Origin of the sequence: Kitasatospora dryopteridis, from assembly GCF_050749075.1 — a bacterium.
Classification (GTDB): Bacteria; Actinomycetota; Actinomycetes; order Streptomycetales; family Streptomycetaceae; genus Kitasatospora.
In genome coordinates, this window is record NZ_CP192749.1 from 6,662,896 (window position 1) to 6,688,608 (window position 25,713).

The 25,713-nt window shown below is 74.2% G+C and carries 20 protein-coding genes, 5 tRNA genes and 1 pseudogene; 19 read left to right on the forward strand and 7 right to left on the reverse strand.

Going from position 1 to position 25,713, the window contains the following annotated elements:
- Positions 1 to 10 precede the first annotated feature (10 nt).
- From argB to ACQ614_RS30115, 15 genes are all read left to right on the forward strand, one after another.
- On the forward strand, positions 11 to 943 hold the full coding sequence (gene argB / locus ACQ614_RS30045) for an acetylglutamate kinase (RefSeq protein WP_431682008.1): 933 nt from the start codon (positions 11 to 13) through the stop codon (positions 941 to 943).
- Positions 940 to 2,139 carry an acetylornithine transaminase gene (locus ACQ614_RS30050; RefSeq protein ID WP_431682009.1) on the forward strand — a complete coding sequence of 400 codons (1,200 nt, stop codon included), beginning with the start codon at positions 940 to 942 and terminating at the stop codon, positions 2,137 to 2,139. The genes argB and ACQ614_RS30050 overlap by 4 nt, the downstream gene beginning before the upstream one ends.
- 23 nt (positions 2,140 to 2,162) lie before the next feature.
- The gene (locus tag ACQ614_RS30055; protein WP_363496018.1) at positions 2,163 to 2,711 is read left to right on the forward strand and encodes an arginine repressor; all 549 of its coding nucleotides are present in this window, start codon (positions 2,163 to 2,165) and stop codon (positions 2,709 to 2,711) included.
- A 259-nt stretch (positions 2,712 to 2,970) separates the two neighbouring features.
- Positions 2,971 to 4,164, forward strand: coding sequence for an argininosuccinate synthase (locus ACQ614_RS30060; RefSeq protein ID WP_363496021.1), 1,194 nt, complete (start codon positions 2,971 to 2,973; stop codon positions 4,162 to 4,164).
- 77 nt (positions 4,165 to 4,241) lie between these two features.
- Positions 4,242 to 5,681 carry an argininosuccinate lyase gene (gene argH / locus ACQ614_RS30065; protein ID WP_431682011.1) on the forward strand — a complete coding sequence of 480 codons (1,440 nt, stop codon included), beginning with the start codon at positions 4,242 to 4,244 and terminating at the stop codon, positions 5,679 to 5,681.
- A gap of 64 nt (positions 5,682 to 5,745) precedes the next feature.
- Entirely contained in the window at positions 5,746 to 6,273 is a 528-nt protein-coding gene (locus ACQ614_RS30070; protein ID WP_431682012.1) for an RNA polymerase sigma factor, read from the forward strand.
- 323 nt (positions 6,274 to 6,596) lie between these two features.
- Positions 6,597 to 7,097 (forward strand): GNAT family N-acetyltransferase, encoded by a 501-nt coding sequence (locus tag ACQ614_RS30075; RefSeq protein WP_431682013.1) that lies wholly within the window; start codon positions 6,597 to 6,599, stop codon positions 7,095 to 7,097.
- Positions 7,098 to 7,566: 469 nt separating this feature from the next.
- The gene (locus ACQ614_RS30080) at positions 7,567 to 8,589 is read left to right on the forward strand and encodes a methionine ABC transporter ATP-binding protein (RefSeq protein ID WP_431682015.1); all 1,023 of its coding nucleotides are present in this window, start codon (positions 7,567 to 7,569) and stop codon (positions 8,587 to 8,589) included.
- On the forward strand, positions 8,586 to 9,320 hold the full coding sequence (locus ACQ614_RS30085) for a methionine ABC transporter permease (RefSeq protein ID WP_431682016.1): 735 nt from the start codon (positions 8,586 to 8,588) through the stop codon (positions 9,318 to 9,320). The genes ACQ614_RS30080 and ACQ614_RS30085 overlap by 4 nt, the downstream gene beginning before the upstream one ends.
- A gap of 88 nt (positions 9,321 to 9,408) precedes the next feature.
- Complete coding sequence (locus ACQ614_RS30090; RefSeq protein ID WP_431682018.1) at positions 9,409 to 10,245, forward strand: MetQ/NlpA family ABC transporter substrate-binding protein; 837 nt, start codon at positions 9,409 to 9,411, stop codon at positions 10,243 to 10,245.
- A 232-nt stretch (positions 10,246 to 10,477) separates the two neighbouring features.
- Positions 10,478 to 11,110, forward strand: a complete 633-nt coding sequence (locus tag ACQ614_RS30095; RefSeq protein WP_363496039.1) for a GNAT family N-acetyltransferase — start codon at positions 10,478 to 10,480, stop codon at positions 11,108 to 11,110.
- A 133-nt stretch (positions 11,111 to 11,243) separates the two neighbouring features.
- Complete coding sequence (gene cbiE / locus ACQ614_RS30100) at positions 11,244 to 12,494, forward strand: precorrin-6y C5,15-methyltransferase (decarboxylating) subunit CbiE (RefSeq protein ID WP_431682021.1); 1,251 nt, start codon at positions 11,244 to 11,246, stop codon at positions 12,492 to 12,494.
- Positions 12,495 to 12,855: 361 nt separating this feature from the next.
- Positions 12,856 to 16,464 (forward strand): nicotinate-nucleotide--dimethylbenzimidazole phosphoribosyltransferase, encoded by a 3,609-nt coding sequence (cobT, locus tag ACQ614_RS30105; protein WP_431682023.1) that lies wholly within the window; start codon positions 12,856 to 12,858, stop codon positions 16,462 to 16,464.
- 92 nt (positions 16,465 to 16,556) lie between these two features.
- A complete protein-coding gene (gene cobA / locus ACQ614_RS30110; protein WP_363496048.1) occupies positions 16,557 to 17,792 on the forward strand; it encodes a uroporphyrinogen-III C-methyltransferase in 1,236 nt (411 codons plus the stop codon).
- Positions 17,793 to 17,910: 118 nt separating this feature from the next.
- Positions 17,911 to 18,723: a TrmH family RNA methyltransferase gene (locus tag ACQ614_RS30115; protein ID WP_431682024.1), complete on the forward strand. Its 813-nt coding sequence runs from the start codon at positions 17,911 to 17,913 to the stop codon at positions 18,721 to 18,723.
- Positions 18,724 to 19,372: 649 nt separating this feature from the next.
- Here ACQ614_RS30115 and ACQ614_RS30120 read toward each other — a convergent pair.
- Positions 19,373 to 20,623 (reverse strand): annotated as a pseudogene (locus tag ACQ614_RS30120) (protein kinase domain-containing protein); the annotation flags it as partial.
- Positions 20,624 to 21,155: 532 nt separating this feature from the next.
- Between ACQ614_RS30120 and ACQ614_RS30125 the strand changes: the two are divergent.
- Positions 21,156 to 21,347, forward strand: coding sequence for a hypothetical protein (locus tag ACQ614_RS30125; RefSeq protein WP_363496054.1), 192 nt, complete (start codon positions 21,156 to 21,158; stop codon positions 21,345 to 21,347).
- A gap of 196 nt (positions 21,348 to 21,543) precedes the next feature.
- Here ACQ614_RS30125 and ACQ614_RS30130 read toward each other — a convergent pair.
- The 5 genes from ACQ614_RS30130 to ACQ614_RS30150 form a co-directional block, all read right to left on the reverse strand.
- Positions 21,544 to 21,615, reverse strand: a tRNA-Val gene (locus tag ACQ614_RS30130).
- A gap of 28 nt (positions 21,616 to 21,643) precedes the next feature.
- Positions 21,644 to 21,715 (reverse strand) — tRNA-Val (locus ACQ614_RS30135).
- Between the two features lie 28 nt (positions 21,716 to 21,743).
- A tRNA-Val gene (locus tag ACQ614_RS30140) sits at positions 21,744 to 21,815 on the reverse strand.
- 33 nt (positions 21,816 to 21,848) lie between these two features.
- Positions 21,849 to 21,922, reverse strand: a tRNA-Cys gene (locus tag ACQ614_RS30145).
- Positions 21,923 to 21,961: 39 nt separating this feature from the next.
- A tRNA-Gly gene (locus tag ACQ614_RS30150) sits at positions 21,962 to 22,034 on the reverse strand.
- Positions 22,035 to 22,392: 358 nt separating this feature from the next.
- Here ACQ614_RS30150 and ACQ614_RS30155 point away from each other — a divergent pair.
- From ACQ614_RS30155 to ACQ614_RS30165, 3 genes are all read left to right on the forward strand, one after another.
- Positions 22,393 to 23,409 (forward strand): chorismate-binding protein, encoded by a 1,017-nt coding sequence (locus ACQ614_RS30155; protein WP_431684062.1) that lies wholly within the window; start codon positions 22,393 to 22,395, stop codon positions 23,407 to 23,409.
- 20 nt (positions 23,410 to 23,429) lie between these two features.
- Entirely contained in the window at positions 23,430 to 24,245 is an 816-nt protein-coding gene (locus ACQ614_RS30160) for an aminotransferase class IV (RefSeq protein WP_431682026.1), read from the forward strand.
- Positions 24,246 to 24,338: 93 nt separating this feature from the next.
- On the forward strand, positions 24,339 to 25,181 hold the full coding sequence (locus tag ACQ614_RS30165) for a GNAT family N-acetyltransferase (protein ID WP_431682028.1): 843 nt from the start codon (positions 24,339 to 24,341) through the stop codon (positions 25,179 to 25,181).
- Between the two features lie 21 nt (positions 25,182 to 25,202).
- Here the strand turns inward: ACQ614_RS30165 and ACQ614_RS30170 are convergent, their stop codons facing one another.
- Positions 25,203 to 25,700 carry a DsbA family protein gene (locus ACQ614_RS30170; protein ID WP_431682030.1) on the reverse strand — a complete coding sequence of 166 codons (498 nt, stop codon included), beginning with the start codon at positions 25,698 to 25,700 and terminating at the stop codon, positions 25,203 to 25,205.
- Positions 25,701 to 25,713: the final 13 nt, after the last annotated feature.

Consider the following 25,713-nt stretch of genomic DNA (forward strand, 5'->3'; position numbering starts at 1 on the left):
ACAACAGACCGTGAAGATCGCACCCAAGGGCGAACAGGCCCGCAGCAACGCCGCGCTGCCCAAGGCCCGCACCCTCATCGAGGCGCTCCCGTGGCTGGAGCGCTTCCACGGCAAGACCGTCGTGATCAAGTTCGGCGGCAACGCCATGGTGGACGAGGACCTCAAGGCCGCCTTCGCCCAGGACGTGGTCTTCCTGCGCTACGCCGGCCTGAACCCCGTCGTCGTGCACGGCGGCGGCCCGCAGATCAGCGCCCAGCTCGACAAGCTGGGCCTGGAGTCCTCGTTCACCGCGGGCCTGCGGGTCACCACCCCGGAGACCATGGACGTCGTCCGGATGGTGCTCGCCGGGCAGGTCCAGCGCGAGCTGGTCGGCCTGCTCAACGGGCACGGCCCGTTCGCGGTCGGCATGACCGGCGAGGACGCCCACACCATGACGGCCGTCAAGCGGTACGCCGTGGTGGACGGCGAGCAGGTCGACATCGGCCTGGTCGGCGACATCGTCAACATCGAGGCCGGCGCCGTGAAGGCGCTGATCGGCGACGGCCGCATCCCGGTGATCTCCTCGATCGCCCGAGGTGCCGACGGCCACGTCTACAACATCAACGCGGACACCGCCGCGGCCGCCCTCGCGGTCGCGCTCGGCGCGGAGATGCTGGTCGTGCTGACCGACGTCGAGGGCCTGTACAAGGACTGGCCGAACTCGGACGACGTGATCAGCCAGCTGACCGCCTCCGAGCTGGAGGAGATGCTGCCCACCCTGGCGACCGGCATGCTCCCCAAGATGGAGGGCTGTCTGCGGGCCGTCCGCTCCGGCGTGGGCACCGCCCGCGTGCTGGACGGGCGGGTGCAGCACAGCCTGCTGCTGGAGATCTTCACCGACGAGGGCATCGGCACCATGGTCGTGCCCGACGACGAAACGACCGTACTCGGGGGCCTGGCATGAGCAACAGCGAACTCACCCAGCGGTGGCAGCACGCGCTGATGGACAACTACGGCACCCCGCGCATCCCGCTGGTCCGCGGCGAGGGCGCCAAGGTGTGGGACGCCGACGGCAACGCGTACCTCGACCTGGTCGGCGGCATCGCCGTCAACGCGCTCGGCACCGCCCACCCGGCCGTGGTCGAGGCGGTCACCCGGCAGATCACCACCCTCGGCCACGTCTCCAACCTCTTCATCGCCGAGCCGCCCGTGCAGCTCGCCGAGAAGCTGCTGGAGCTCTTCGGCCGCCCGGGCCGGGTCTTCTTCTGCAACTCCGGTGCCGAGGCCAACGAGGCCGCCTTCAAGATCAGCCGGCTGACCGGCCGCACCCACCTGGTCTCGCTGCAGGGCGGCTTCCACGGCCGGACGATGGGCGCCCTCGCGCTCACCGCCCAGCCCGCCAAGCAGGACCCGTTCCGGCCGCTGCCCGGCGACGTCACCCACGTGCCGTTCGGCGACATCGAGGCGCTGCGGGCCGCCGTCACCACCGAGACCGCCGCCGTCTTCCTGGAGCCGATCCAGGGCGAGAACGGCGCGATCCCGCTGCCCGACGGCTACCTGCGGGCCGCCCGGGAGATCACCCGCGCCACCGGCACCCTGCTCGTCCTCGACGAGATCCAGACCGGCATCGGCCGCACCGGCCACTGGTTCGCCCACCAGGCGTACGAGGGCGTCGAGCCGGACGTCGTGACGCTCGCCAAGGGCCTCGGCGGCGGCCTGCCGATCGGTGCGACGGTCGCCTTCGGCCCGGCCGCCGACCTGCTGCACCCCGGCCACCACGGCACCACCTTCGGTGGCAACCCGGTGGTCGCCGCGGCGGGCCTGGCCGTCCTGGAGACCATCGCGTCCGAGGGGCTGCTGGAGCACGTCCGCAAGATCGGCGACAAGCTGCGGCACGGCATCGAGGCGATCGGCGACCCGCTGGTGAGCCACGTCAGGGGTGCCGGGCTGCTGCTCGGCATCGTGCTGACCGAGCCGGTCTCCGCGAAGGTGCAGGCCGCGGCGCAGCGGGCCGGGTTCCTGGTGAACGCGGCCGTGCCGGACGCCGTCCGGCTGGTGCCGCCGCTGGTGCTGACCGAGCAGGAGGCGGACTCCTTCCTCGCGGCGCTGCCGGAGATCATCCGGTCCGTCCGCGACGAAACCCCCGACGCGAACAGCTGAGCGGAGTCCGGGAGAATCATCACATGACCGCACCCCAGTCCGACCAGCCCGCCCCCGGGGCGACGCCGCAGGTCCCGCAGACCCGGACCGCACGCCACCGGCGGATCGTGGACCTGTTGACCCGTCAGCCCGTCCGTTCGCAGAGCCAGCTGGCGAAGCTGCTCGCCGACGACGGACTGGTGGTCACCCAGGCCACGCTCTCGCGGGACCTGGACGAGCTGGGCGCGGTGAAGATCCGCAACCGGGACGGCGCGCTGATCTACGCCGTGCCCGCCGAGGGCGGCGACCGCACGCCGCGCGCGCCGATGGGGGAGTCCGCCAGCGAGGCCAGGATGGCCCGGCTGGCGGGCGAGCTGATGGTCTCCGCGACGGCCTCCGGCAACCTGGTGGTGCTGCGCACCCCGCCGGGCGCCGCGCAGTTCCTCGCCTCGGCGATCGACGCCGCCGAGACGTACGAGATCATCGGCACCATCGCCGGCGACGACACCGTATTGCTGATCAGCCGCGACCCGGCCGGCGGCCAGGCGCTGGCCGACCACCTGATGCAGCTGGCGCAGGCCAAGGCGCAGTAGCGCTCCGCCGCCCCCACCGCCCCGGTGACCCGCGAGGTCGCCGGGGCGGTGTGCATTTCGGAGTGATTCGTGGCCGACGCGGCGCCGGGACGGTCGTTGACCCGGCCCGGGGCCGGGCCTACCTTGGCCGCGAGCCCGGCCCGGGCCGGCCCGCGTTTTGAAATCCATACGCGGTAGTGCATACTTATGCCTAACGCTGTATGGGACTCGCCCCGCTGTGAGCTCCGCCCTGTTCGCACCGTTTGTGAAGGAGAAAGCCGTGACCGAGCGCGTCGTACTCGCCTACTCGGGCGGTCTGGACACGTCCGTCTGCATCGGCTGGATCGCCGAGGAGACCGGCGCCGAGGTCATCGCCGTCGCCGTCGACGTCGGCCAGGGCGGCGAGGACCTGGACGTCATCCGCCAGCGCGCGCTGGACTGCGGCGCCGTGGAGGCCGAGGTCGCGGACGCCCGCACCGAGTTCGCCGACGAGTACTGCCTGCCGGCCCTCAAGGCCAACGCCCTCTACCAGGGCCAGTACCCGCTGGTCTCCGCGCTGTCCCGCCCGGTGATCGTCAAGCACCTGGTCGCCGCCGCGCAGAAGCACGGCGCCACCACCGTCGCCCACGGCTGCACCGGCAAGGGCAACGACCAGGTCCGCTTCGAGGTCGGCATCAACTCGCTGGCGCCGAACCTCAAGTGCATCGCCCCGGTCCGCGACTACGCGATGACCCGCGACAAGGCGATCGCCTTCGCCGAGTCCAAGGGCCTGCCGATCGCGACCACCAAGAAGTCGCCGTACTCGATCGACCAGAACGTCTTCGGCCGCGCCGTCGAGACGGGCTTCCTCGAGGACATCTGGAACGCCCCGATCGAGGACGTCTACGAGTACACCCAGAACCCGGCCGACCCGCGCGAGGCCGACGAGGTCGTCATCACCTTCGAGGCCGGCGTGCCGGTCGCGATCGACGGCCGCAAGGTCACCGTCCTGCAGGCCATCGAGGAGCTGAACAAGCGGGCCGGCGCCCAGGGCATCGGCCGCCTCGACATGGTCGAGGACCGCCTGGTCGGCATCAAGTCCCGCGAGATCTACGAGGCCCCCGGCGCGATCGCCCTGATCACCGCCCACCAGGCCCTGGAGAACGTCACCGTCGAGCGCGAGCTGGCCCGCTACAAGCGGCAGGTCGAGCAGCGCTGGGCCGAGCTGGTCTACGACGGCCTGTGGTTCTCCCCGCTCAAGCGTGCCCTGGACGGCTTCGTCAACGAGGCCAACCAGAGCGTCTCCGGCGACATCCGGATGGTGCTGCACGGCGGCCGCGCGGTGGTCAACGGCCGCAAGTCGGACCAGTCGCTGTACGACTTCAACCTCGCGACCTACGACACCGGCGACACCTTCGACCAGTCGATGTCCAAGGGCTTCATCGAGATCTTCGGCATGTCCTCGAAGATCGCCGCCCGCCGCGACCTCGCCTGAGCCGCAGCATCCCTCCGAGCCCCGGCCGCCTCCCCACGGCCGGGGCTCACCCCCATCACCCGTAAGGAGCCCACGCGATGACCGCCGACCAGAACGCCGCCAGCGGCAATCCTGAGCTGCGCCTCTGGGGCGCGCGCTTCGCCGACGGCCCCTCCGAGGCGCTGGCCAGGCTCTCCGCCTCGGTGCACTTCGACTGGCGCCTCGCCCCGTACGACATCGCCGGCTCCAAGGCGCACGCCCGCGTGCTGCACAAGGCCGGCCTGCTGAGCAGCGACGAGCTCGCCGCCATGCTGGCGGGCCTGGACGGCCTGCTCGCCGACGTCGAGTCCGGCGCCTTCACCGGCACCATCGCCGACGAGGACGTGCACACCGCCCTCGAGCGCGGCCTGCTGGAGCGCCTCGGCCCCGACCTCGGCGGCAAGCTGCGGGCCGGCCGGTCCCGCAACGACCAGATCGCCACGCTCTTCCGGATGTACCTCCGCGACCACGCGAAGATCATCGGTGGCCTGGTGCTCGACCTCCAGCACGCGCTGGTCGGCCTCGCCGAGGCCCACCCGGACACCGCCATGCCGGGCCGCACCCACCTGCAGCACGCCCAGCCGGTGCTCTTCGCGCACCACGTCCTCGCGCACGTGCAGGCCCTCGGCCGGGACGCCGAGCGGCTGCGCCAGTGGGACACCCGCACCGCCGTCTCCCCGTACGGCTCCGGCGCGCTGGCGGGCTCCTCGCTCGGCCTCGACCCGCAGGCGGTCGCCGCCGACCTCGGCTTCGAGCGCGGCTCGGTCGGCAACTCCATCGACGGCACCGCCTCGCGCGACTTCGTCGCCGAGTTCGCCTTCGTCACGGCCATGATCGGGATCAACCTCTCGCGCATCGCCGAGGAGGTGATCATCTGGAACACCAAGGAGTTCGGCTTCATCACGCTGCACGACGCCTTCTCCACGGGCTCCTCAATCATGCCGCAGAAGAAGAACCCGGACATCGCCGAGCTCGCCCGCGGCAAGTCCGGCCGCCTCATCGGCAACCTCACCGGCCTGCTCGCCACCCTCAAGGCGCTCCCGCTGGCCTACAACCGGGACCTCCAGGAGGACAAGGAGCCGGTCTTCGACTCCTGCGACACCCTCGAGGTCCTGCTGCCGGCCTTCACCGGCATGATGGCCACCCTGACCGTGCACCGCGAGCGCCTGGAGGAGCTGGCCCCGGCCGGCTTCTCGCTCGCCACCGACATCGCCGAGTGGCTGGTCAAGCAGGGCGTGCCGTTCCGCGTCGCGCACGAGGTCGCCGGCGCCTGCGTCAAGACCTGCGAGCAGCAGGGCATCGAGCTGTGGGACCTGACGGACGAGCAGTTCGCGGAGATCTCCGGCCACCTGACGCCCGAGGTCCGCTCGGTGCTCAGCGTGCACGGCGCCATCGCCTCCCGCAGCGGCCGCGGCGGTACGGCGCCGAGCGCCGTCGCCGCCCAGCTCGCCGAGGTGAAGGCCGACCTCGCCGTCCAGCAGGAGTGGCTGCAGGGCTGACGGCCCTTCGAGCCGTGAGGGGCGCTCCGGGTGACCCGGCGCGCCCCTGCTCGTTGCGGCAGGTGTGAGCGAAGCCCGTCCCGGCCAGGACCTCCCCGTCGCGGAGCTGCGCCGCGACCTCGCCCCCTTCGTCGCCGTCCTCGCCCGGGCCGCACTGCCCGGCGGCCGGCCGGACGGCGCGGACCTGGAACAGACCGTCTGGCTGCACGCCGCCGAGCGGGCGGCCGGCCCCGGCCTGCCCCGCGACCCGCGCGGCTGGCTGCGGGCCAGGGCCGTCCGGGCCGCCCTGGCCGCCCGGACGGCCGCCGCCAGGGAGACGCCGGTGCCGCGCCCCGCCAGGGCCCGCCGAGAGCCGCACGAGGAGCTGCTGGCCGCCGAGCTCGGCCGGGCCGTCCGGCGGGCGCTGGCCGAGCTGCCGGGCCGTTGCCCGGAGCTGCTGCTGTCGCTGGCCGAGTCGCCGGAGCTCACCTACACCGAGCTGGCCGCCCGCACCGGCGTGCCCCGCGGCAGCATCGGCCCGACCAGGTCGCGCTGCCTGGCCTGCCTGCGGTCGCTGCTGGCGGCCCGCCGCAAGGACTGGACGGGGGAGTGACGGCGCCGGAGAGCAGCCGGACGGCGGAGTGACTGCACGGTGAGTGACCGCGTACGGTCGAGAACGTGACGCTCGCCACGTCCGGCGTCCGGAAGGTTGAGATCCGGCGACACCGGGGTAGAGCGGTGGCGAACGTCTCTCCCGGCGCCGTGCGCCGGCGCGCCCCCGTGTGCCGGTCCGGCCGCAGCGTTGCGGCACCGCCGTCCGAGGGAGCCGTTCGACCCTCTTCCCGGCCGGGCCGATCCCCGTCCGGGACCTCAGGCCGGGCACCGGTGCTCACCCTCGACCGCGCACCGGGCACTAACGATGGGGAGACCCCGCACATGGGCATGAGTGTGATCATCTCGCCGGCGACGCAGCACGACGCGGAACAGATCCTCAAGCTGCAGTACCTCGGCTACCAGGACGAGGCGGAGCTCTACGGGGACTGGTCCCTCGAACCCCTCACCCAGACCCTGGACAGCCTGCGGGCCGAGCTCGGCGAGCAGGAGTTCCTGGTCGCCAGGCTCGGCGACGAGGTGGTCGGCACCGTCCGCGGCCGGGTGGACGCCGACCGCATCGCGCGGATCGGCCGGCTGGTCGTCCACCCGCGGATGCAGCGCCACGGGCTCGGCGGCCGCCTCCTGGACGCCGTGGAGCAGCGCCTGCAGGCCGCGCACGAGGTCTACGGCTTCGAACTGTTCACCGGCCACCGCAGTCTCGGCAACCTGCGGCTGTACGCCCGGCACGGCTATGTGCAGACCTCCGTCAAGGAGGTCTCCGGCCGACTGTCCGTGGTGACGCTCGGCAAGCCCGTCCCGGCCCCGCTGGCGGCCTCCGCCTGACCCACCCCGCTCCGCCGACGGCGCCCGCCCCGCTGAGGGGACGGGCGCCGTCGGCCTTGTGGCACAAGGGTCGTGTCCGTATTCCGGACTCGCTCTCCTGTTTATTGGGATCGTGCCCGAAGGTCTGATTAACTGTCTTCCATGACTGCGACCACGACATGCACCCCCACCGGCACCGTGCCGGGCGGCGAGCGCCGCATGTGCTGTCGCATGTGTCACTGCTGAGGGCCCTCGTCCCCCTCCTCGCGCCCCGAAGCGAGCACCCGCGCCGGCGTCCCGGCGCCCCCACTGCCACAGCGTCGCCGATGACCCGTCGGGCCCACGCCCGCAGGCGTCCATCCCGCCCGGCGGCCACGAGCGACGTGCGGCACCCACGACACCCCCTCGTCAGGCGTGCCCCCGTACGCCGCCGACCGCACCGGTGCGCCCGGCCCACGAGGCCGCCGCCCCCGACCAACGGAAAGCAGCCGTGATCACCACCCAGGGCCTCACCAAGGTCTACCGCTCACGCGGCAAAGAGGTCACCGCCCTCGACGGCGTCGACCTGCACGTCCGCCCGGGAGAGGTCTACGGAGTCGTCGGCACCAGCGGTGCCGGCAAGTCCACCCTCATCCGCTGCGTGAACATGCTGGAGCGGCCCACCGCCGGCACCGTCACGGTGGACGGCGTCGACCTGACCGCCCTGCCCGGCGGCGACAACCGCGCCGGCCGGGAGCTGCGCGAGGCCCGCCGCCGCATCGGCATGGTCTTCCAGCACTTCAACCTGCTCTCCTCGCGGACCGTCCAGCAGAACGTCGAACTGCCGCTGGAGATCATCGGCCTCGACCGCACCGCACGCCGCCGCAAGGCCGCCGAGCTGCTCGACCTGGTCGGCCTCGCCGACAAGGCCCGCAACTACCCCGCGCAGCTCTCCGGCGGCCAGAAGCAGCGCGTCGGCATCGCCCGCGCCCTGGCCGGCGACCCCAAGGTGCTGCTCTCCGACGAGGCCACCAGCGCCCTCGACCCGGAGACCACCCGTTCGATCCTCGCCCTGCTGCGCGACCTCAACAAGCAGCTCGGCCTGACCGTCCTGCTCATCACGCACGAGATGGACGTCATCAAGTCCGTCTGCGACTCCGCGGCACTGATGCGCGGCGGACGGATCGTCGAGTCCGGTGCACTCACCGACCTGCTCGCCGACGGCAACTCCCGGATCGCCCGCGACCTCTTCCCGCTCGGCGAGTTCGCCTCCGGCCACAGCGGCCACACCGTCGTCGAGATCACCTTCCAGGGCGACACCCCGGCCCAGCCGTTCGTCTCCCAGCTCGCCCGCACCTACCAGATCGACATCAACATCCTCGGCGCCGCGGTGGAGACCATCGCCGGCCGGATGGTCGGCCGGATGCGCGTCGAACTGCCCGGCGGCCACCAGGACAACGTCGTCCCGATCGGCTTCCTGCGCGAGCAGGGCCTGCAGGTCGACCTCGTCAGCACCGAGGGGGTGGCGGCATGACCTGGGACCAGATGCAGGAACTCCTGTGGCCCGCCACCTGGGAGACGCTCCAGATGGTCGGCGTCTCCTCGGTCGCCACCGTGCTGCTCGGTCTGCCGCTCGGCGTCCTGCTGGTGCTCACCGACAAGGGCGGGCTGCTCCAGCACGTCCCCTTCAACCGGGTGCTCGGAGCGATCGTCAACATCGGCCGCTCGCTGCCCTTCATCATCCTCATGGTGGCGCTGCAGGGCTTCACCAAGGCGATCGCCGGCACCACCATCGGCTGGCAGGCCGCCACCGTGCCGCTCACCATCGGCGCCATCCCGTTCTTCGCCCGGCTCGTCGAGACGGCCGTCCGCGAAGTGGACGGCGGCCTGGTCGAGGCCGTCCAGTCCATGGGCGGCTCCACCGGCACCATCGTCCGCAAGACCCTGCTGCCCGAGTCGCTGCCCGCACTGGTGGCCTCCGCCACCACCACGGTCATCGCCCTCATCGGCTACTCCGCGATGGCCGGCGTGGTCGGCGGCGGCGGCCTCGGCGACCTCGCCGTCCGCTACGGCTACCTGCGCTTCGAGACCGGCTTCATGTGGGTGATCATCGCCGAACTCGTCGTCATCGTCACCGCCATCCAGCTGATCGGCGACTCCTTCGTCCGTCGGCTGAGCCACCGCGGCGCCGTGCCCCGGCGCTTCCGCCCCGAGGCCGTCGACCTCCCCGGCGAGGAGCAGGCGGAACCCGCCTCCACCCGCTGACCCAGACCGCGGCCGGACACCCCGGCCCGCACCAGGCGGCAGCCCCGGCTCCCGCCGACCACCGCACCACCGGAGAAAGGCACTTTTCGTGCGTAACGTCCTGAAGTTCACCAGCGTCCTCGCCACCGCCGGCGTCGCCCTCACCCTCGCCGCCTGCGGCAGCGACAGCTCCGCCCCCGCCGGGGCGAGCGCCGACCCGAACAAGACGCTGACCGTCATCGCCAGCCCCACCCCGCACGCCCAGATCCTCGACTACGTCAAGAAGAACCTCGCCGACAAGGCCGGGCTCAAGCTCGACGTCAAGGTGGTCACCGACTACGTGACCCCCAACACCGCGGTGCAGGACGGCTCGGCCGACGCCAACTACTTCCAGCACGTTCCGTACCTCGAGGACTTCAACAAGAAGAACGGCACCGACATCGTCTCCGCCGGGACCGTCCACCTGGAGCCCCTCGGCCTCTACTCCAAGAAGGTCAAGTCGGTCGCCGAGCTCAAGGACGGCGCCGAGGTCGGCGTCCCCAACGACGCCACCAACGAGGGCCGCGCGCTCAAGCTGCTCGCCGACAACAACGTCATCACCCTCAAGTCCGGCGCCGGCGCCACCGCCACCGTCCAGGACATCGCCACCAACCCCAAGAACCTCAAGTTCAAGGAGCTGGAGGCCGCCCAGCTGCCGCGCTCCCTCGGCGACCTCGACGCCGCCGTCATCAACGGCAACTACGCCCTCGACTCCGGCCTCAAGCCCGCCACCGACGCCATCGTCCTCGAGAAGGCCGAGGGCAACCCCTACGCCAACATCCTCGCCGTCAAGAAGGGCAACGAGGCCGACCCGCGCGTCCAGAAGCTCGCCGAGCTGCTGCACTCCGCCGAGGTCAAGAAGTACATCGACGAGACCTTCAACGGCTCGGTGATCCCCGCCTTCTGAGCCTGACGGCCCTGGACCGACCGGCGACGGGGCCCGCGGCGTCACGTGCCGACGGCTCTCGCCCGACCGGGCCCCGCCGCACCCGCGGCCGGGGCCCGGTCGCGCAGTATGCGCCCACCACGGCCGTGTCGGCAGCCGATCTGACGGCCCGTCGCCGGAATGCCGGTACCCTGACACGCCCGAAGAGAGGCGGGGCGTACGGTGTGTCCACGACCCGGCGAGGAGAGACGGCATGGCAGCGAGCTTCCCCGAAACAGCCATCAGCACCGAACGGCTGTTGCTGCGCCCGCTCGACGACGGCGACACCGCGGGCCTCACCGCCCTCGCCTCCGACGAGCAGGTGCACACCTGGACGGCCCTCCCCTCGCCGTTCACCGACGCCCACGCCCGGCACCTGATCCGCGTCATCGCCCCCGGCCGCCGCGCCGAGGGCGGCGGCATCGTCTTCGCCGTCGCCGAACACCTCACCCAGCGCCTGGTCGGCCTGGTCGACCTGCGCTCCACCGACTGGCGGCTGCGCTCCACCGAGATCGGCTTCATCACCGCCGCCTGGGCCCGCGGCGAGGGCTACGCCCCAGAGGCCGTCCTCGGCGTCGCCCAGTGGCTCTTCGAGGACCGCGGCTTCCTCCGCCTGGAGATGCGCACCGCCGCCGGCAACATCGCCGCCCAGCAGGTCGCCCAGAAGATCGGCGCGATCAGCGAGGGCGTACTGCGCAGCGCCGGCATAGTCCGCGGCGAGGAGCCCGACCACCGCGGCGCCCCCGACGCGCGCACCGACCTCATCCTGTGGAGCCTCCTCCCCGAGGACCTCGACACCCCGCAGACCGACAGCCGGTCCGAGCAGCGGTACGTCCTGCACGACTGACCGCCACCGGCCACCCGCCCCGCGGGGCGGCGATGCCCGTCCGGCAGGCCCCACCCGGTAGCCTCTGCACGTGGACGCGCAGGCGCGCCGTTCGCACAGGGGTGGATTTTCGGGCGAGGGAGAACAGCCGCAGATGGCTGACCGGATCACGGTCATCGGGTGGGACGGCACACCGCTCACGGAGGCGGCGGCCGGCGCACTGGCCGGGGCGACCCTGGTCGCGGGGGCGCCGTACCAACTGGCCGCACTGCCGGTCCCGGCCGGCGCCGAACGCATCGCACTCGGCAGCGTCCAGTCCGCCGCCCGGCGGATCGCCGAACACCGCGGCACCGCCGTCGTGGTCGCCGAGGGCGACCCGGGTTTCTTCGGCGTCGTCCGCACCCTCCGCCGGCCCGAGTACGGGCTCGAACTCGAAGTCCTGCCGGCCGTCTCCTCGGTCGCCGCGGCCTTCGCCCGTGCCGGCATGCCCTGGGAGGACGCCCAGGTCGTCTCCGCGCACGGCGGACGGCTGCGCCGCGCGGCCAACGTCTGCCGCGCCCACCCCAAGGTCGCCGTCCTCACCACCGCCGACGCCGGGCCCAGCGAGCTCGCCCTGATGCTCCGCGGCGTCCACCGCACCTTCGTGGTGTGCGAGGCGCTCGGCACCCCCGAGGAGGACGTCACCGTCCTCACCTCCGACCGGGTGCCCGACCACGACTGGCGGGACCCCAGCGTGGTCCTGGTGATCGGCGGCTCCCCGCAGAGCAGCGACGAGCCGGCGGGCTGGCTCGCCGGCCGCCCGGTCGGCTTCCCCGGCGGCGAGCGCCGCTGGGCGCTGCCCGAGGAGGCGTACACCGGAACCGACGCGGAGGGCCGGCCCGTGGGCGGCGGGCGCGCGCTGCCCCCGCACGTCCGCGCCCTCGCCCTCGCCCGGCTCGGGCCCGTCCCCGGCGACCTGGTCTGGACGGTCGGCGCCGGCAGCGGCGCCCTCGCCGTCGAGACCGCCCGCTTCGGCGCCGCCGTGGTCGCCGTCGAGGAGGACCGCGCCGCCTGCGCCCGGATCGGCGTCAACGCCCGTCGCTTCGGCGTCGAGGTCGACGTGGTGCAGGGGGCGGGCACGGACGTGCTGGGGGGCCTGCCGGAGCCCGACGCGGTCGTAGTGGAGCACGGGGGCGCACAGGTGGTGCGCGCGGTGCTCGCGCGGCGCCCCGAGCGCCTCGTCGCCGTCGCGCACACCCTCACCGAGGCGGAGGAGATCCGGGAGGCGGCCACCGCCGCCGGATACCGCGTGGACGGTGCACTGCTGCAGTCCACACCGCTCGGCACGCGCGCCGGCGGACCGGCCGGACTCGCCCTGGGACCGGGCGCGCAGACGATCGTGCTCTGGGGCGGCCTCGCCCCCTGACGGTCCGTATCCCGGACAACCACGGGTGATCCCCGTCGCATCCGGACACCGATTCGAGAGCCCGTCGGCACCGACCGATAGGGTGGCGTCCTGGTTGCGCACGGCCGTCGGTGCACCGTGCCCATCCGGTACGGACGGTGCCCGTCGACGCGCCGCAACCGCCAGGGGTGAAGTTCGCGGGCATTCGACGCGGCACCCGCCGGGCCGAGAGAATGCGCTGGGGCCGATGCGGACGTGCCGGATGCCCCGGCTAGTCGTTATTTCTGATGGCGCGCCACCCGGGACGGGTGGCGGGCAGGGTGGCAGCGGTCGGCGATCGCGTCGCCGAGGGCGCGAAAGCGGCCTGGAAGGAGCTTTGGACATGACCGATGGCGGCCACCTCCCGAGCGATGGCTCTCTCGTACCTCCGGGCGGCCACAGCACGGGTGCACCGAACCACCTGGCCGGCGCGGACCCGCTGACCGCGCCGATCGAGGCCGTCGCGCCCGGCCTGGCCGCGACCGGCGCCGCACCCCTCGGCACCGACGCCTGGCAGGGCGGCCACCGCCCGGCCTTCACCTTCCTCGACCAGCCCGACCAACTGGACGAGGACGAGGACGAGCTGCTGATGCCCGGCCCGCAGACCGCCTGGGGCGAGTCGGTGCACGGCGCCGTCGAGACGGTGATCGTGGACCCGGCGGCCCTCGAGCCGACCGTCGCACCGGCCGCCCGGCCCGCCGTCGAGCAGCCGGTCGCCCAGCCCGCCGCGGACCTGCCCGTGGTGGACACCATGGCCCTGCGCACCGTCGAGGAGAGCGCCGTTCCCGCCGACCTCGCCCCCGCCTCCGCCGGTGCCGCGCCCGTGGAGGCCGTCGCCGAGCAGCCCCCGGGCGTGCCGGTCGAGCCGTCCTGGCCGCCGCTGGCGCCGCCCGGGCTCGGAGCGCCCGAGCGGGCCGTCCAGGAGATGCCGCCCGCCCAGGAGTCGGCGGCCCAGCCGATCGCCGTTCCGGCCCAGGCCGAGCAGCTGACGCAGCCTCAGCCCGTCCGCCGTCCGCTGCACGCCGGCCCGCCGATCCCGGACCCGTCCGTGATGACCGGCCAGGTGCCGGTGCGCTCGCTGGCCGACCGCGGCCCGTCCGCCGCACCCGTCCCCGGCGGCACCCCCGCCCACGGCGTGCCGATCGTGGTGGCGCCCGCCCCCGTACCGGCCCCGACCGCCGAGGCCGTCGTCCAGCAGTTGCCCGCCGACCGGCCGGCGGAGGCCGTGGTCGTCGAGCAGCCTGTCGTCGAGCAGCCCGTCGTCGTGGAACAGGCGGTAGTGGCGGAGCAGGCCGCCGTGGCCCAGCCCGTCGCGGAGCAGGCCCCGGCCGCCGAGGCCGTTGTCGCCGAAGCCACCGTCGCCGAGGCCCCTGTCGCCGAAGCCGCCCCCGCGGCGCCGGTCGTCGTGGAGCAGGTCGCCGTCGCGCCGATCGCGGTGGAACCGGTCGCCGCGGAGCAGGCCGCCGCGCAGCCCGCGCCCGTCGCCATCGCGATGGAGCCGGTCCAGGCCGCGCAGCCCGCCGAGGGTGCCCCGGCCGCTATTCCGGCCCAGTCCGGCGGTGCCCCGCGCCGGATCGCCGCCTTCCTGGCCGACCCGGCTCCGCAGCACGGTCTCCCCGAGCCCGTGCCCGCCGCGGCTCCCGTGCCCGCCGCGCCGGAGGCCGTCGAGCAGCAGGCCGTCCAGGGGCAGCCGGTGCAGGAGCAGCCCGCGCCGGTCGAGGAGCCGGCCGCCGACGCCCAGCCTGCCGAGGCCGCCCCGGTCGAGGCCCAGGCCCCCGAGGCGCCCGCCGTCGAGACTCCTGCCGTCGAGACCCCCGCAGCCACGGCACCCGAGCAGCCCGCCGAGGCCGAGCAGCCCGCCCCGGCCGCCGAGGCCCAGGCCGTGCAGGAGCGGCCCGTCGCCGCCGAGGAGCCGCAGCCGGCGCCCGCGGCAGAGGCCGCCCCCGCCGCCGATGCCGAGCAGCCCGCCGCCGAGCCGGCGGAAGCATCCGAGGCGCCCGAGGTCCCGTCCCCCGAGGAGCAGCCGGTCGCGGCCGCAGCCGAGGCCCCTGCCGCCGAGGCCCTCACCCCCGAGCAGCCCGCCGCCGAGCCGCAGCCCGAGACCGGGGTCGGCCCCGAGGCGGCCGCCGCCGAGCCGACCGTGGCCCCCGAGCAGGGCGACGCCGAGCCGGAGGCGCCCGCCGCCGACACCGAGCGCCCGCCGGCCGCCTCAGGTCTGGACGACGCCGCCCGCGAGGCCGTCCACCAGGTCATCCGGGAGCGCCGGGACATCCGCAACGGCTTCCGGCCGGACCCGATCCCGCACGAGGTGCTGCTCCGCGTCCTGGAGGCGGCCCACACCGCGCCCAGCGTCGGCTACTCGCAGCCCTGGGACTTCGTCGTCATCCGGTCCCGCAAGACCCGCCGGAAGATGCACGAGCTCGCCCAGCGCCAGCGCGACGCCTACGCCGACTCGCTGCCCAAGGGCCGGGCGAAGCAGTTCAAGGAAATCAAGATCGAGGCCATCCTCGACACCCCGGTGAACATCGTGGTCACCGCCGACCGCACCCGCGGCGGCCGCCACACCCTGGGCCGGCACACCCAGCCGCAGATGGCCCCGTACTCGGCCGCCCTGGCCGTCGAGAACCTCTGGCTGGCCGCCCGCGCCGAGGGCCTCGGCGTCGGCTGGGTGAGCTTCTTCGACGAGGACGAGATGGTCCGCGAGCTCGGCCTGCCCGAGCACCTGGAGGTCGTCGCCTACCTGTGCGTCGGCTACGTCGACGCCTTCCCGGACGAGCCCGAGCTGCAGCAGCAGGGCTGGGCCAAGAAGCGCCCGCTGTCCTGGGTCGTCCACGAGGAGCAGTACGGCAACCGCGCGCTGCCCGGCGAGGAGCCGCACAGCCTGCTCGCCGACACCCTGCGAGGCATCCGCCCGCTGGACGCCAAGTCGCTCGGCGACGCCTGGGACCGCCAGAAGCGGATGACCAAGCCGGCCGGCTCGCTCGGCGTGCTGGAGATCATCGCGGCCCAGCTGAGCGGCCTCGCCCGCAAGTGCCCGCCGCCGATCCCGGAGCCGGGCTGCGTGGCGATCTTCGCCGGAGACCACGGTGTGCACGCCCAGGGCGTCACCCCCTGGCCGCAGGAGGTCACCGGCCAGATGGTCGCCAACTTCCTCGCCGGGGGAGCGGTGGTCAACGCCTTCGCCGCCCAGGTCGGCGCCGAGGTCTGCGTGGTCGACGTCGGCGTCAAGGCCGACCTGCCGGACGCCATCCAGCAGGGCCGCACCACCGGCCTGCTGCCGCGCAAGGTCAAGCCCGGCACCGACGACATGACCCAGGGTCCGGCGATGAGCCGGGAGGAGGCCGTCCAGGCGATCGAGGTCGGCATCGAGACCGCCCGCGACCTGGTCGCGGCCGGCAACAAGGTGCTGATCACCGGCGACATGGGCATCGCCAACACCACCGCCTCCGCCGCCCTGATCTCCGTCTTCACCGGCACCGACCCGGCCGAGGTCACCGGCCGCGGCACCGGCATCGACGACGCCACCCACGCCCGCAAGGTCGAGGTCGTCCGTGCCGCCCTCGCCCTGCACCAGCCGGACCCGGCCGACCCGATCGGCGTCCTCGCCGCCGTCGGCGGCCTGGAGCACGCAGCGATCGCCGGCTTCCTGCTCGGCGCCGCGTCGCTGCGCACCCCGGTCATCCTGGACGGCGTCATCGCCGGCTCCGCCGCGCTGGTCGCCAAGGCCATCGCCCCGGAGGCGCTCGCCGCCTGCATCGCCGGCCACCGCTCCGCCGAGCCCGGCCACCAGGCCGCGCTCGCCAAGCTCGGCCTGCGCCCGCTGATCGACCTGGACCTGCGCCTCGGCGAGGGCACCGGGGCGCTGCTCGCGCTCCCGCTGGTGCAGAGCGCCGCCCGCGCGATGCACGATGTAGCCACCTTCGACTCCGCCGGGGTCACCGAGAAGGCCTGAGCCGTCCGGCTCCTCCCGCACCGGCCCGAGGGCGCGCCGGTGCGGGAGGGGTTCGCCGCACCCGTCACGCCCCCCACCCAGGAGCCCTGCCCATGAACGCGCCCGCACCCCACCCCAGCACCGAGGGCCTGACCCCGTACCCGGTCGGCCTGCTGCTCGCCGGCCGCCGCGTGGTCGTCGTCGGCGGCGGCCAGGTCGCCCAGCGCCGGCTGCCCGCCCTCATCGCCTCCGGCGCCGACATCCACCTGATATCGCCGTCCACCACGCCGGCCGTGCACGCCATGGCCGACGCGGGCGAGATCACCTGGCACGAGCGCCGCTACACCGAGGGCGACCTCGCCGACACCTGGTACGCGCTCGTCGCCACCGACGACCCCGAGGTCAACACCGCCGTCTCCGCCGAGGCCGAGCGGCAGCGGGTGTTCTGCGCCCGCAGCGACGACGCCTCGGCCGCCACCGCCTGGACCCCGGCCAGCGGCCGCGACGGCGGTGCCACCGTCGCCGTCCTCACCGGCGACCCGCGGCACTCCGCGGCCCTGCGCAACGCCATCGTGGACGGCCTCCGGGACGGCTCCCTCGCCGCCCGCCAGTACCGCGAGCGCACCCCCGGCGTCGCCCTGGTCGGCGGCGGCCCCGGCGACCCGGACCTGATCACCGTCCGCGGCCGCCGCCTGCTCGCCGACGCCGACGTGGTGGTCGCCGACCGCCTCGCCCCGCGCGAGCTGCTCGCCGAGCTCCCGCCGCACGTCGAGGTGATCGACGCCTCCAAGATCCCGTACGGCCGCTACATGGCCCAGGAGGCGATCAACCAGACCCTCATCGACCACGCCAAGGCCGGCAAGTTCGTGGTCCGCCTCAAGGGCGGCGACCCGTACGTCTTCGGCCGCGGCGGCGAGGAGCTGCTCGCCTGCGCCGAGGCCGGGCTGCCGGTCACCGTCGTCCCCGGCATCTCCAGCTCGATCAGCGTCCCGGCGGCCGCCGGCATCCCGGTCACCCACCGCGGAATGACCCACGAGTTCACCGTGATCTCCGGCCACGTCGGCCCGGACGAGCGCTCCCTCACCAACTGGGACGCCGTCGCCCGGATGACCGGCACCCTGGTGCTGCTGATGGCGGTCGACAAGATCGGCGCGATCGCCGCCAAGCTCGTCGAGTGCGGCCGCCCGGCCGACACCCCCGTCGCCGTCGTCCAGGAGGGCACCACCGCGGGCCAGCGCCGCGTCGACGCCACCCTCGCGACCGTGGGCGCCACCGTCGCCGCCGAAGGCATCAAGCCCCCCGCCGTCATCGTCATCGGCGACGTCGTCAACGTCCTCGCGCCGCAGTAGGCACACCCGGGGCGCGGGGCACCCGGGACCGGCCCGCCCCTCCTGGCGGCCGCCCGGTTCCCCGCCCCCTGCCCCGCCGGTTTGGCCCCGCCCCGCCCCACCCGGCAGGATCGTTCCCGTGTCCGAACCCCGCACCGTCACCGACCCCGCCGACCCCTGCCTCGGCGACTACACCGACCTCACCGACGTCGAACTCCGCCGCCGCCGCGAACCCGCCGAGGGCCTCTTCATCGCCGAGGGCGAGAAGGTCATCCGCCGGGCCGTCGACGCGGGGTTCCGGATGCGGTCGATGCTCCTCACCCCCAAGTGGCTGGACGTCATGGGCGACGTCATCGCCGCCACCGACGCCCCCGTCCACGTGGTGGAGCCCGCCCTCGCCGAGCAGGTGACCGGCTACCACGTGCACCGCGGCGCCCTCGCCTCGATGGAGCGCCGCCCGCTGCCCCCGGCCGCCGACCTCCTCCCCGGCGCCCGCCGGGTCGCGGTCTTCGAGGACATCGTCGACCACGCCAACATCGGTGCGGCGTTCCGCAATGCGGCCGCCCTCGGCGTCGACGCCGTCCTGCTCACCCCGCGCTGCGCCGACCCGTTCTACCGGCGGTCGGTGAAGGTCTCGATGGGGGCGGTCTTCCAGGTGCCGTGGACGCGCCTGGAGTCCTGGCCGGTGGACATCGGGACGCTCCGCTCGGCGGGCTTCGCCGTCGCCGCCCTGTGCCTCAGCGACAAGGCGATCTCCCTGGACGAGCTGGCCGCGCGCAACGACGAGAAGCTGGCCCTGGTCTTCGGCACCGAGGGCGACGGGATCGCCCCCAGGACGCTCGCCGCGGCCGACGACCACGTCCGCATCCCCATGGACGCCGGCGTCGACTCCCTCAACGTGGCGGCCGCCTCGGCCGTGGCCTTCTACGCGACCCGCCCGAGGAACCTCTGAAACACCCCGGGTCCGGGGGTCAGCGGCTGCCGCCGGACACCCCGGCCCCCGGCCAGGACTCCTCCAGCCCGCCGTCCGCCCGCGCGGTGTACCGGGTGGAGGAGACGGCGCCGGTCAGCGAGACCTTCTCCTCGCGGACGAGGGCCCCGTTCTCGAGGCGCCAGGCGGCTGCGGCCAGCGGATCCGCTGCGGAGGCACGGGAGGAGACCAGGACGGGCACGTCGGCGGTGAACCCGAACAGCTCGACCAGGTCGACCGGGACGGAGCCCTCGGTCCGCCGCAGCACCACGAGGGCTGCGGGCGCGTCCCGGTAGCGGGTGGGCAGGACGGTGCTGAGCGCGATCTGCGCGCCGTCGCCGCCGGCCCGCCCGTCGCGCAGCTGGATCTCGGGCCCGCCGGCGGGGTCGGCGTAGCCGCGGTTGGCCCAGTCGACGACCGGCAGCTTCCCGGCGGCCGGGCCGAAACCGGTGGCCGTTCCACCGCTCTGCGCGGCCGGGGTGGCGCCGTCCAGCGAGAGCGCCGGGGCGGAGGATGCCGCGGCGGGGGAGGGCGGGGCGGCCGGGCCGCGTCCCTGGCTGCTGCGGTTCTCGCAGCCCTGGGCGGTCGCGATGGCGAGGGCCACGCCGAGGGTGACGGTGACGAAGACGACCAGGCGCTGGCGCAGCAGCCGGCGCCGGGAGTCCGCCGAGGTGCGGCCGGGCACGGGCGTGTGCTGGCGGTCCCGCGGGCGGCCGGGAGCCGGGGTGCGGTGCCGTTCCCGCAGGGTGTCGTGGGTGTCCGGCTGCGGCATGGCGGCCGTCGACGGCTGCCCGGGGGTGCGTCCGGGCCTGCCGTTCGGCACCGGCCGCCCGCCGGGGCCCGGCCGCCGTCCGGCACCGGAGGCATGCCCGTGGCCGGGCCCGCCACCTCGCCCGGGGTGCGCCGAACCCGGTCCGGGCCCGGGGCGCTGCCCCTGGCCGGAAGCATGTCCGTGCCCCGACGGATGCCCCTGCGCAGCGGCAGGCGTCTGTCCCGATGCAGGCCCCTGCCCGGTGGTGCCCTGCGGCACCGGCCCGCGCGAGCGCCCGCCGCCGAGCAGGGTGCCCCGCGCGGCCAGTTCGGTCAGCCGCTCGTGCAGGGCGGCCGCCGCGGGCCGCTCCGCCGACTCCTTGGCCAGGCAGGCGCGGACCAGCGGCGCGAGCACCGGCGGCACGGCGGACAGGTCCGGCTCCTCGTGCACCACGCGGTAGAGCATCACCTCGGAGGAGGCGCCGGAGCCGAACGGCGACTCCCCGGTCAGTGCGAACGCCAGGGTCGCGCCGAAGGCGAAGACGTCGGTGGCCGGGGTCACCGCCGCCCCGCGCACCTGCTCGGGCGCGAGGAAGCCGGGCGATCCGACCGCGGTGCCGACGTGGGTGAGCGTGGAGGCGCCGCGGGACCAGGCGATGCCGAAGTCGATGATCCGCGGACCGCGCGGCGACAGCAGGATGTTGGAGGGCTTGAGGTCGCGGTGGACGACCCCGGCCTCGTGCACCTTGACCAGCCCGTCGGCGAGCGCGGCGCCGATCCGGGCGGCCTCCGGCCAGGGCAGCGCGCCCTCGTCGGTGACCCGCTTGTACAGCGAGGGCCCGGGGACGTACGCGGTGGCGAGCCACGGCCGGTCGGCCTCCAGGTCGGAGCCGACCACGCGGGCGGTGCAGCCGCCGCGGATGCGGGAGGCGGCGGCCACCTCGCGGGCGAACCGGGTGCGGAACTCGGCGTCCCCGGCCAGCTCGGTGCGGATCAGCTTGAGGGCGACCTTCTGGCCCTTCCGGTCGGAGCCCAGGTAGACCACGCCCATGCCGCCGGCGCCCAGCCGCCGGTGCAGTCGGAACGGTCCGACGATGCGGGGGTCCTCACGCCTCAGCCGCATCATCGCCATACTCGTCCCCGTCAGCCCGTGGAGTGAGGGCCCGTCGAATGGGCCGTCGTCAGATCCTGTCCGGGACAGCTTACGGACTGGCCGCAGTGCTGCGCTGACACGCAACACCCCGAGGGGCGGTCGGATTGTCCGATCTCCGCCGGACGGCCCCGGCGGGGTACCCGGACGATCCGTTCCGCGGGCGTTCCCGACGCACGCGAACGGCCGGGCCGGCCCCGCCTGCGCAGGCCTTCCGGGAGCGGCTCCCGCCCGCTGCCGAGAGCCCCCTCCGGGTGGGTCTCAGGGTTGCCTCGGGGATGTGATCGGTTTGGTCTCCCCCTCCAGTAGTAGGCGGCGCGGCGCGGCCTCCTCCTCCGGGAGGCCCGGAGAACCGTGCGCGGGCATGACGCCCCGGAACGCGGCGCCGCCTAACGTTGATCTCAACGGCGGGCCGCTACTCGTCCCCCGAGGTCCCGGCCCGCCGTTCCGACCACCCACCCGCCCTGCGCACGGCCCCGCGGCCGCTCCGGGCGACGAGCAGGAGCAGACGACCATGGCCACGCAGATCACCGGCACCGGGCGCCGCCGCCGGCCGTTCGGCGGCCAGTCGCCCACCGGCGACAGGCACCCCGCGGTGGCGCTGGCCATCGCCGTGCCGTGCGCGGTGCTGCTGCTGGCGCTCTTCGGCGGATGGGAACAACTGGCGACACAGGCCAAGGCCGTCGCCGATCTGATCGGGCGCTGACCCCAGGGGAGGGGTCCGCGCCGGCCGGGCACGGCACCGCAGGACACGTGGACGGGACATGCGGTGCAACCCCGGCAGGAGGAGGGGCCGGGTGCGCGACGCCGGTGAGGGCGTGCGTACCCGGCACCTGCTTTTCCGTGCAGGCAACACACGACGAAGGCCGCGGTCCTGGTGGACCGCGGCCTTCGATCTTCGGTGCGCGATACTGGGATTGAACCAGTGACCCCTACCGTGTCAAGGTAGTGCTCTCCCGCTGAGCTAATCGCGCAGGGTTGTCAAGCCCCGAAGGACCCGAGTGCGCGATACTGGGATTGAACCAGTGACCCCCACCGTGTCAAGGTGGTGCTCTCCCGCTGAGCTAATCGCGCTGGGATGCCGATCCCCGAAGGGTTCGAGTGCGCGATACTGGGATTGAACCAGTGACCCCTACCGTGTCAAGGTAGTGCTCTCCCGCTGAGCTAATCGCGCGGGGAGGGCTCCCGGCGAACCGGGGGCACCTCTTGGAGGTGGAGACGGGATTTGAACCCGTGTACACGGCTTTGCAGGCCGTTGCCTCGCCTCTCGGCCACTCCACCAGGCAACTTCAGAGAACGATCTTACCCTGTTCTCCATCGAGCGGACGACGAGATTCGAACTCGCGACCCTCACCTTGGCAAGGTGATGCTCTACCAACTGAGCCACGTCCGCCTGTCTCCCGGTTGCTTCCCCGCTTTTCTTCGGTTCCGCGTCCCGGCGACGTGTTGAACTCTAGCGGATTCCCGGGCCAGCTAAAAATCCGTTCCCGCAGCGTGGCGCGGGGGTGGCCGGAAGATGGTGCTCCGTCAGCCGTCCGGGCGGCTCGCGGGGGGTCTGCGAGCGCCCGCCGGGCGGGGCCGGGGCGCAGCTCCGGGGGCCCGCCCGCGGCGGTCCGCACGGGCGCCCGACCTACACTTCTGGGACCGATACCCCCACCCCCACACCCGCGCGACACCCGCGCGGAGCAGCACCGAGCCCGCGCAGGAGAACCGTGTCCGGCCGCACCGCACCCTTCAGCCCCGACCAGCCGATCGCCCGCTTCGGCGGCCGCCTCGCCACCGGGCTGCGCGAGGTCGCCTCGGACCCGGCGGCCCTCGAGCGCGGCGGCTTCTGGGCGGTCGCGTACGACTTCGAGGGGCTCCTCACCTGCGCCCGGTTCGACGAGGTGCGCCCCGACCCGGTGCCCCCGGCCACCGACCGGTGGCTCGGCCCGGCACCCGCGGACTGGCACAGCTCTCTCGACCGCGGGGCGTACACCGCCGGCGTCCGGCGCATCCGTGAGCACATCGCGGCCGGCGAGGTCTACCAGGCGAACCTCTGCCGGGTGCTCTCCGCACCGCTGCCCGACCCGGCGCGCTGCGACATCGACGCGCTGACCGGCCTGCTCGCCCGCGGCAACCCCGCCCCGTACGCAGGAACGATCCGGCTGCCCGAGCACGGTGTGGAGATCGCCACCGCCTCGCCCGAGCTCTACCTGCGCCGCACCGGCCGCACCGTCTCCTCCGGCCCGATCAAGGGCACCGGCCGCACCGAGGCCGACCTGCTGGAGAAGGACCACGCCGAGAACGTGATGATCGTCGACCTGGTCCGCAACGACCTCGGCCGGGTCTGCGAGACCGGCAGCGTCACCGTGCCCGACCTGTGCGCGGTGGAGAAGCACCCCGGCCTGGTCCACCTCGTCTCCACCGTCGAGGGACGGCTGCGGGCGGGCGCCGGCTGGCCGGAGGTGCTGGCCGCCACCTTCCCGCCCGGGTCCGTCACCGGCGCGCCCAAGTCCAGCGCACTGCGGATCATCGAGGCCCTGGAGACCGCCCCGCGCGGCCCCTACTGCGGCGCCGTCGGCTGGGTGGACGCCGACCGCGGCGAGGCCGAACTCGCCGTCGGCATCCGGACCTTCTGGATCGACCGGACGACCGGCGCGCCCGTCCTGCGGTTCGGCACCGGCGCCGGCATCACCTGGGGCTCCGACCCGGACCGCGAGTGGGACGAGACCGAGCTCAAGGCCGCCCGCCTGGTCGCGATAGCGTCGGGCACCAGCACCCACTGAAACCCCAGGAGCAGCCCTCGATGATCTGGGTCAACGGAAACCTCGTGGACGACGGCGCCGCCGCCGTCTCCGTCCTCGACCACGGCCTCACGGTCGGCGACGGAGTCTTCGAGACGGTCAAGGCCGTCGACGGCCGGGCGTTCGCACTCACCCGCCACCTCGACCGGCTCACCCGCTCCGCCCGCGGCCTCGGCCTCGCCGACCCGGACCACGACACCGTCCGGGAGGCCTGCGCCGCGGTCCTCGGGGCCAACCCGATGCCGCTCGGACGGATGCGCATCACCTACACCGGCGGCACCTCCCCGCTCGGCTCCGAGCGCGGCGAGGACACCCCCACCCTGGTGGTCGCCCTCGGTTCGGCCAAGCCGCGCCCCGACACCACCGCCGTCCTCACCGTCCCGTGGCGCCGCAACGAGCACAGCGCCGTCGCCGGCCTCAAGACCACCTCGTACGCCGAGAACGTCGTCGCCCTGGCCGCCGCCCACCGGGCCGGCGCCTCCGAGGCGCTGTTCGCCAACACCGCCGGCCGGCTCTGCGAGGGCACCGGCTCCAACGTGTTCGTCGTCCTCGGCGGCCGGCTGCTCACCCCGCGCCTGGACTCGGGTTGCCTGGCCGGCATCACCAGGCAGCTCGTCGTCGAGTGGAGCGGAGCGGAGGAGGCCGACCTCCCGTTCGAGGCGCTCCTCGACGCCGAGGAGGTCTTCCTGACCTCCACCCTCCGCGACGTCCAGGGCGTGCACCGGGTCGACGACCGCGAGCTGCCCGCCCCCGGCCCGGTCACCCTGAAGGCGATGGCCCAGTTCGCCGAGCGCAGCGGGGACGACCTCGACCCCTGAGCCGGCCACGGCTCCCGAGCCGGCATCGGCGCCGACGCCTGCGGGTCCGCCCCGCAGGCGTAGCGCCGCCACCGCCTGGGCAGGGGAGCCGGTATGACGACCACGCTGCGCCCCGGGGGCGCCGAGGAGCCCCTGGCCGGCGGCGGCCGCACCCGCCGCTGGCAGATCTGCGTCAACGGACGGCCGGTCGGCGGGCTGCGCACCACGGCGCTGCCGCGCGGCGACGAGTGGTGGGGCGAGATCTCCGAACTGGAGGTCGCCGAGGGACGCCGCAGGGGCCGCGGCACGGTCGGCGCGCTGGCCGCGGAAGAGGTGCTGCGCGGCTGGGGCTGCAGCCGGATCGACGTCACCGTCCCGGCGGAGGCCCGGGAGGCCCTCGCCCTGGCCGGCATCCTCGGCTACACCGAGCGGATGCGGAACCTGGCCAAGCACCTGGACCGGCCGCCGGAGCTGCCCGGCGGGCTGACGCTGCGCCCGATCGGCCGGGCCGAGTTCCCCGAGTGGCTGGCCGGCGCCAGATCCGGGTACCTGCACGACCTGCTGGGCTCCGGGCTCACCGAGCGCCAGGCCGCCGCCAAGGCGGACGCCGACCACCGCCAGGTCCTCCCGCAGGGCCCGGACACCCCGGGCGCCGCGCTGCGCCGGCTCACCGACGCGGGCGGCGGCGATCTCGGCAGCCTCTGGCTGCACCTGCGCCAGGACCTCCTGCCGGACGGCAGCCCGCTCGCCTGGGTGATGGTGGTGGAGGTCGCCGAGGCCCACCGGGGCAGGGGCCACGGCCGCACCCTGATGCTGGCCGCCGAGCGGGAGTGCCTGGCCCACGGCGTGCACGACCTGGGCCTCAACGTGTTCAGCCGGAACACGGTGGCGACGGCCCTGTACGACTCGCTCGGCTACCGGGTCACCCGGCGGACCCTCGGCAAACAGCTGCTGTGAGGGCCGCCGGACGGGAGGGGCTCAGCCCCGGTTCTTCTCGATCAGTTCGACGATCCGCGCGCGCAGCCCGGCCTGGCTCTTGCCGCCGTCCAGGCGCTGCCCGGCGATCACATAGGTCGGCGTGCCGCTGACGCCGATGGCCTTGCCCTCGGCCTGGTCGGCGTCGACCAGCAGGGTGTGCCGCCCGTCGACGAGCGCGGTGTCGATCTCGTCGGCGTCCAGGCCGAGCTCGCCGGCGACCGCCAGCAGCACCTTCTCGCCGTCCCTGGCGAGCTCCTCCGTACGCTCCAGCAGCGCCTCGACGTAGGGCCAGCCGCTGCCCTGCGCGAACGCCTCCTCGGCGGCCTGCGCGGCCGCGTACGCGTGCTTGTTCTTCTCCAGCGGGAAGTGCCGGAGCTCGATGCGGAGCTCGTCGCCGTAGCCGGCACGCAGGGCCCGGACGTCGTCCAGGGCGGTGCGGCAGTCGGGGCACTGGAGGTCGCACCAGAACTCGAGGCGGGGGAGGGAGGCGTCGGTCATGCCCCCAGTGTTC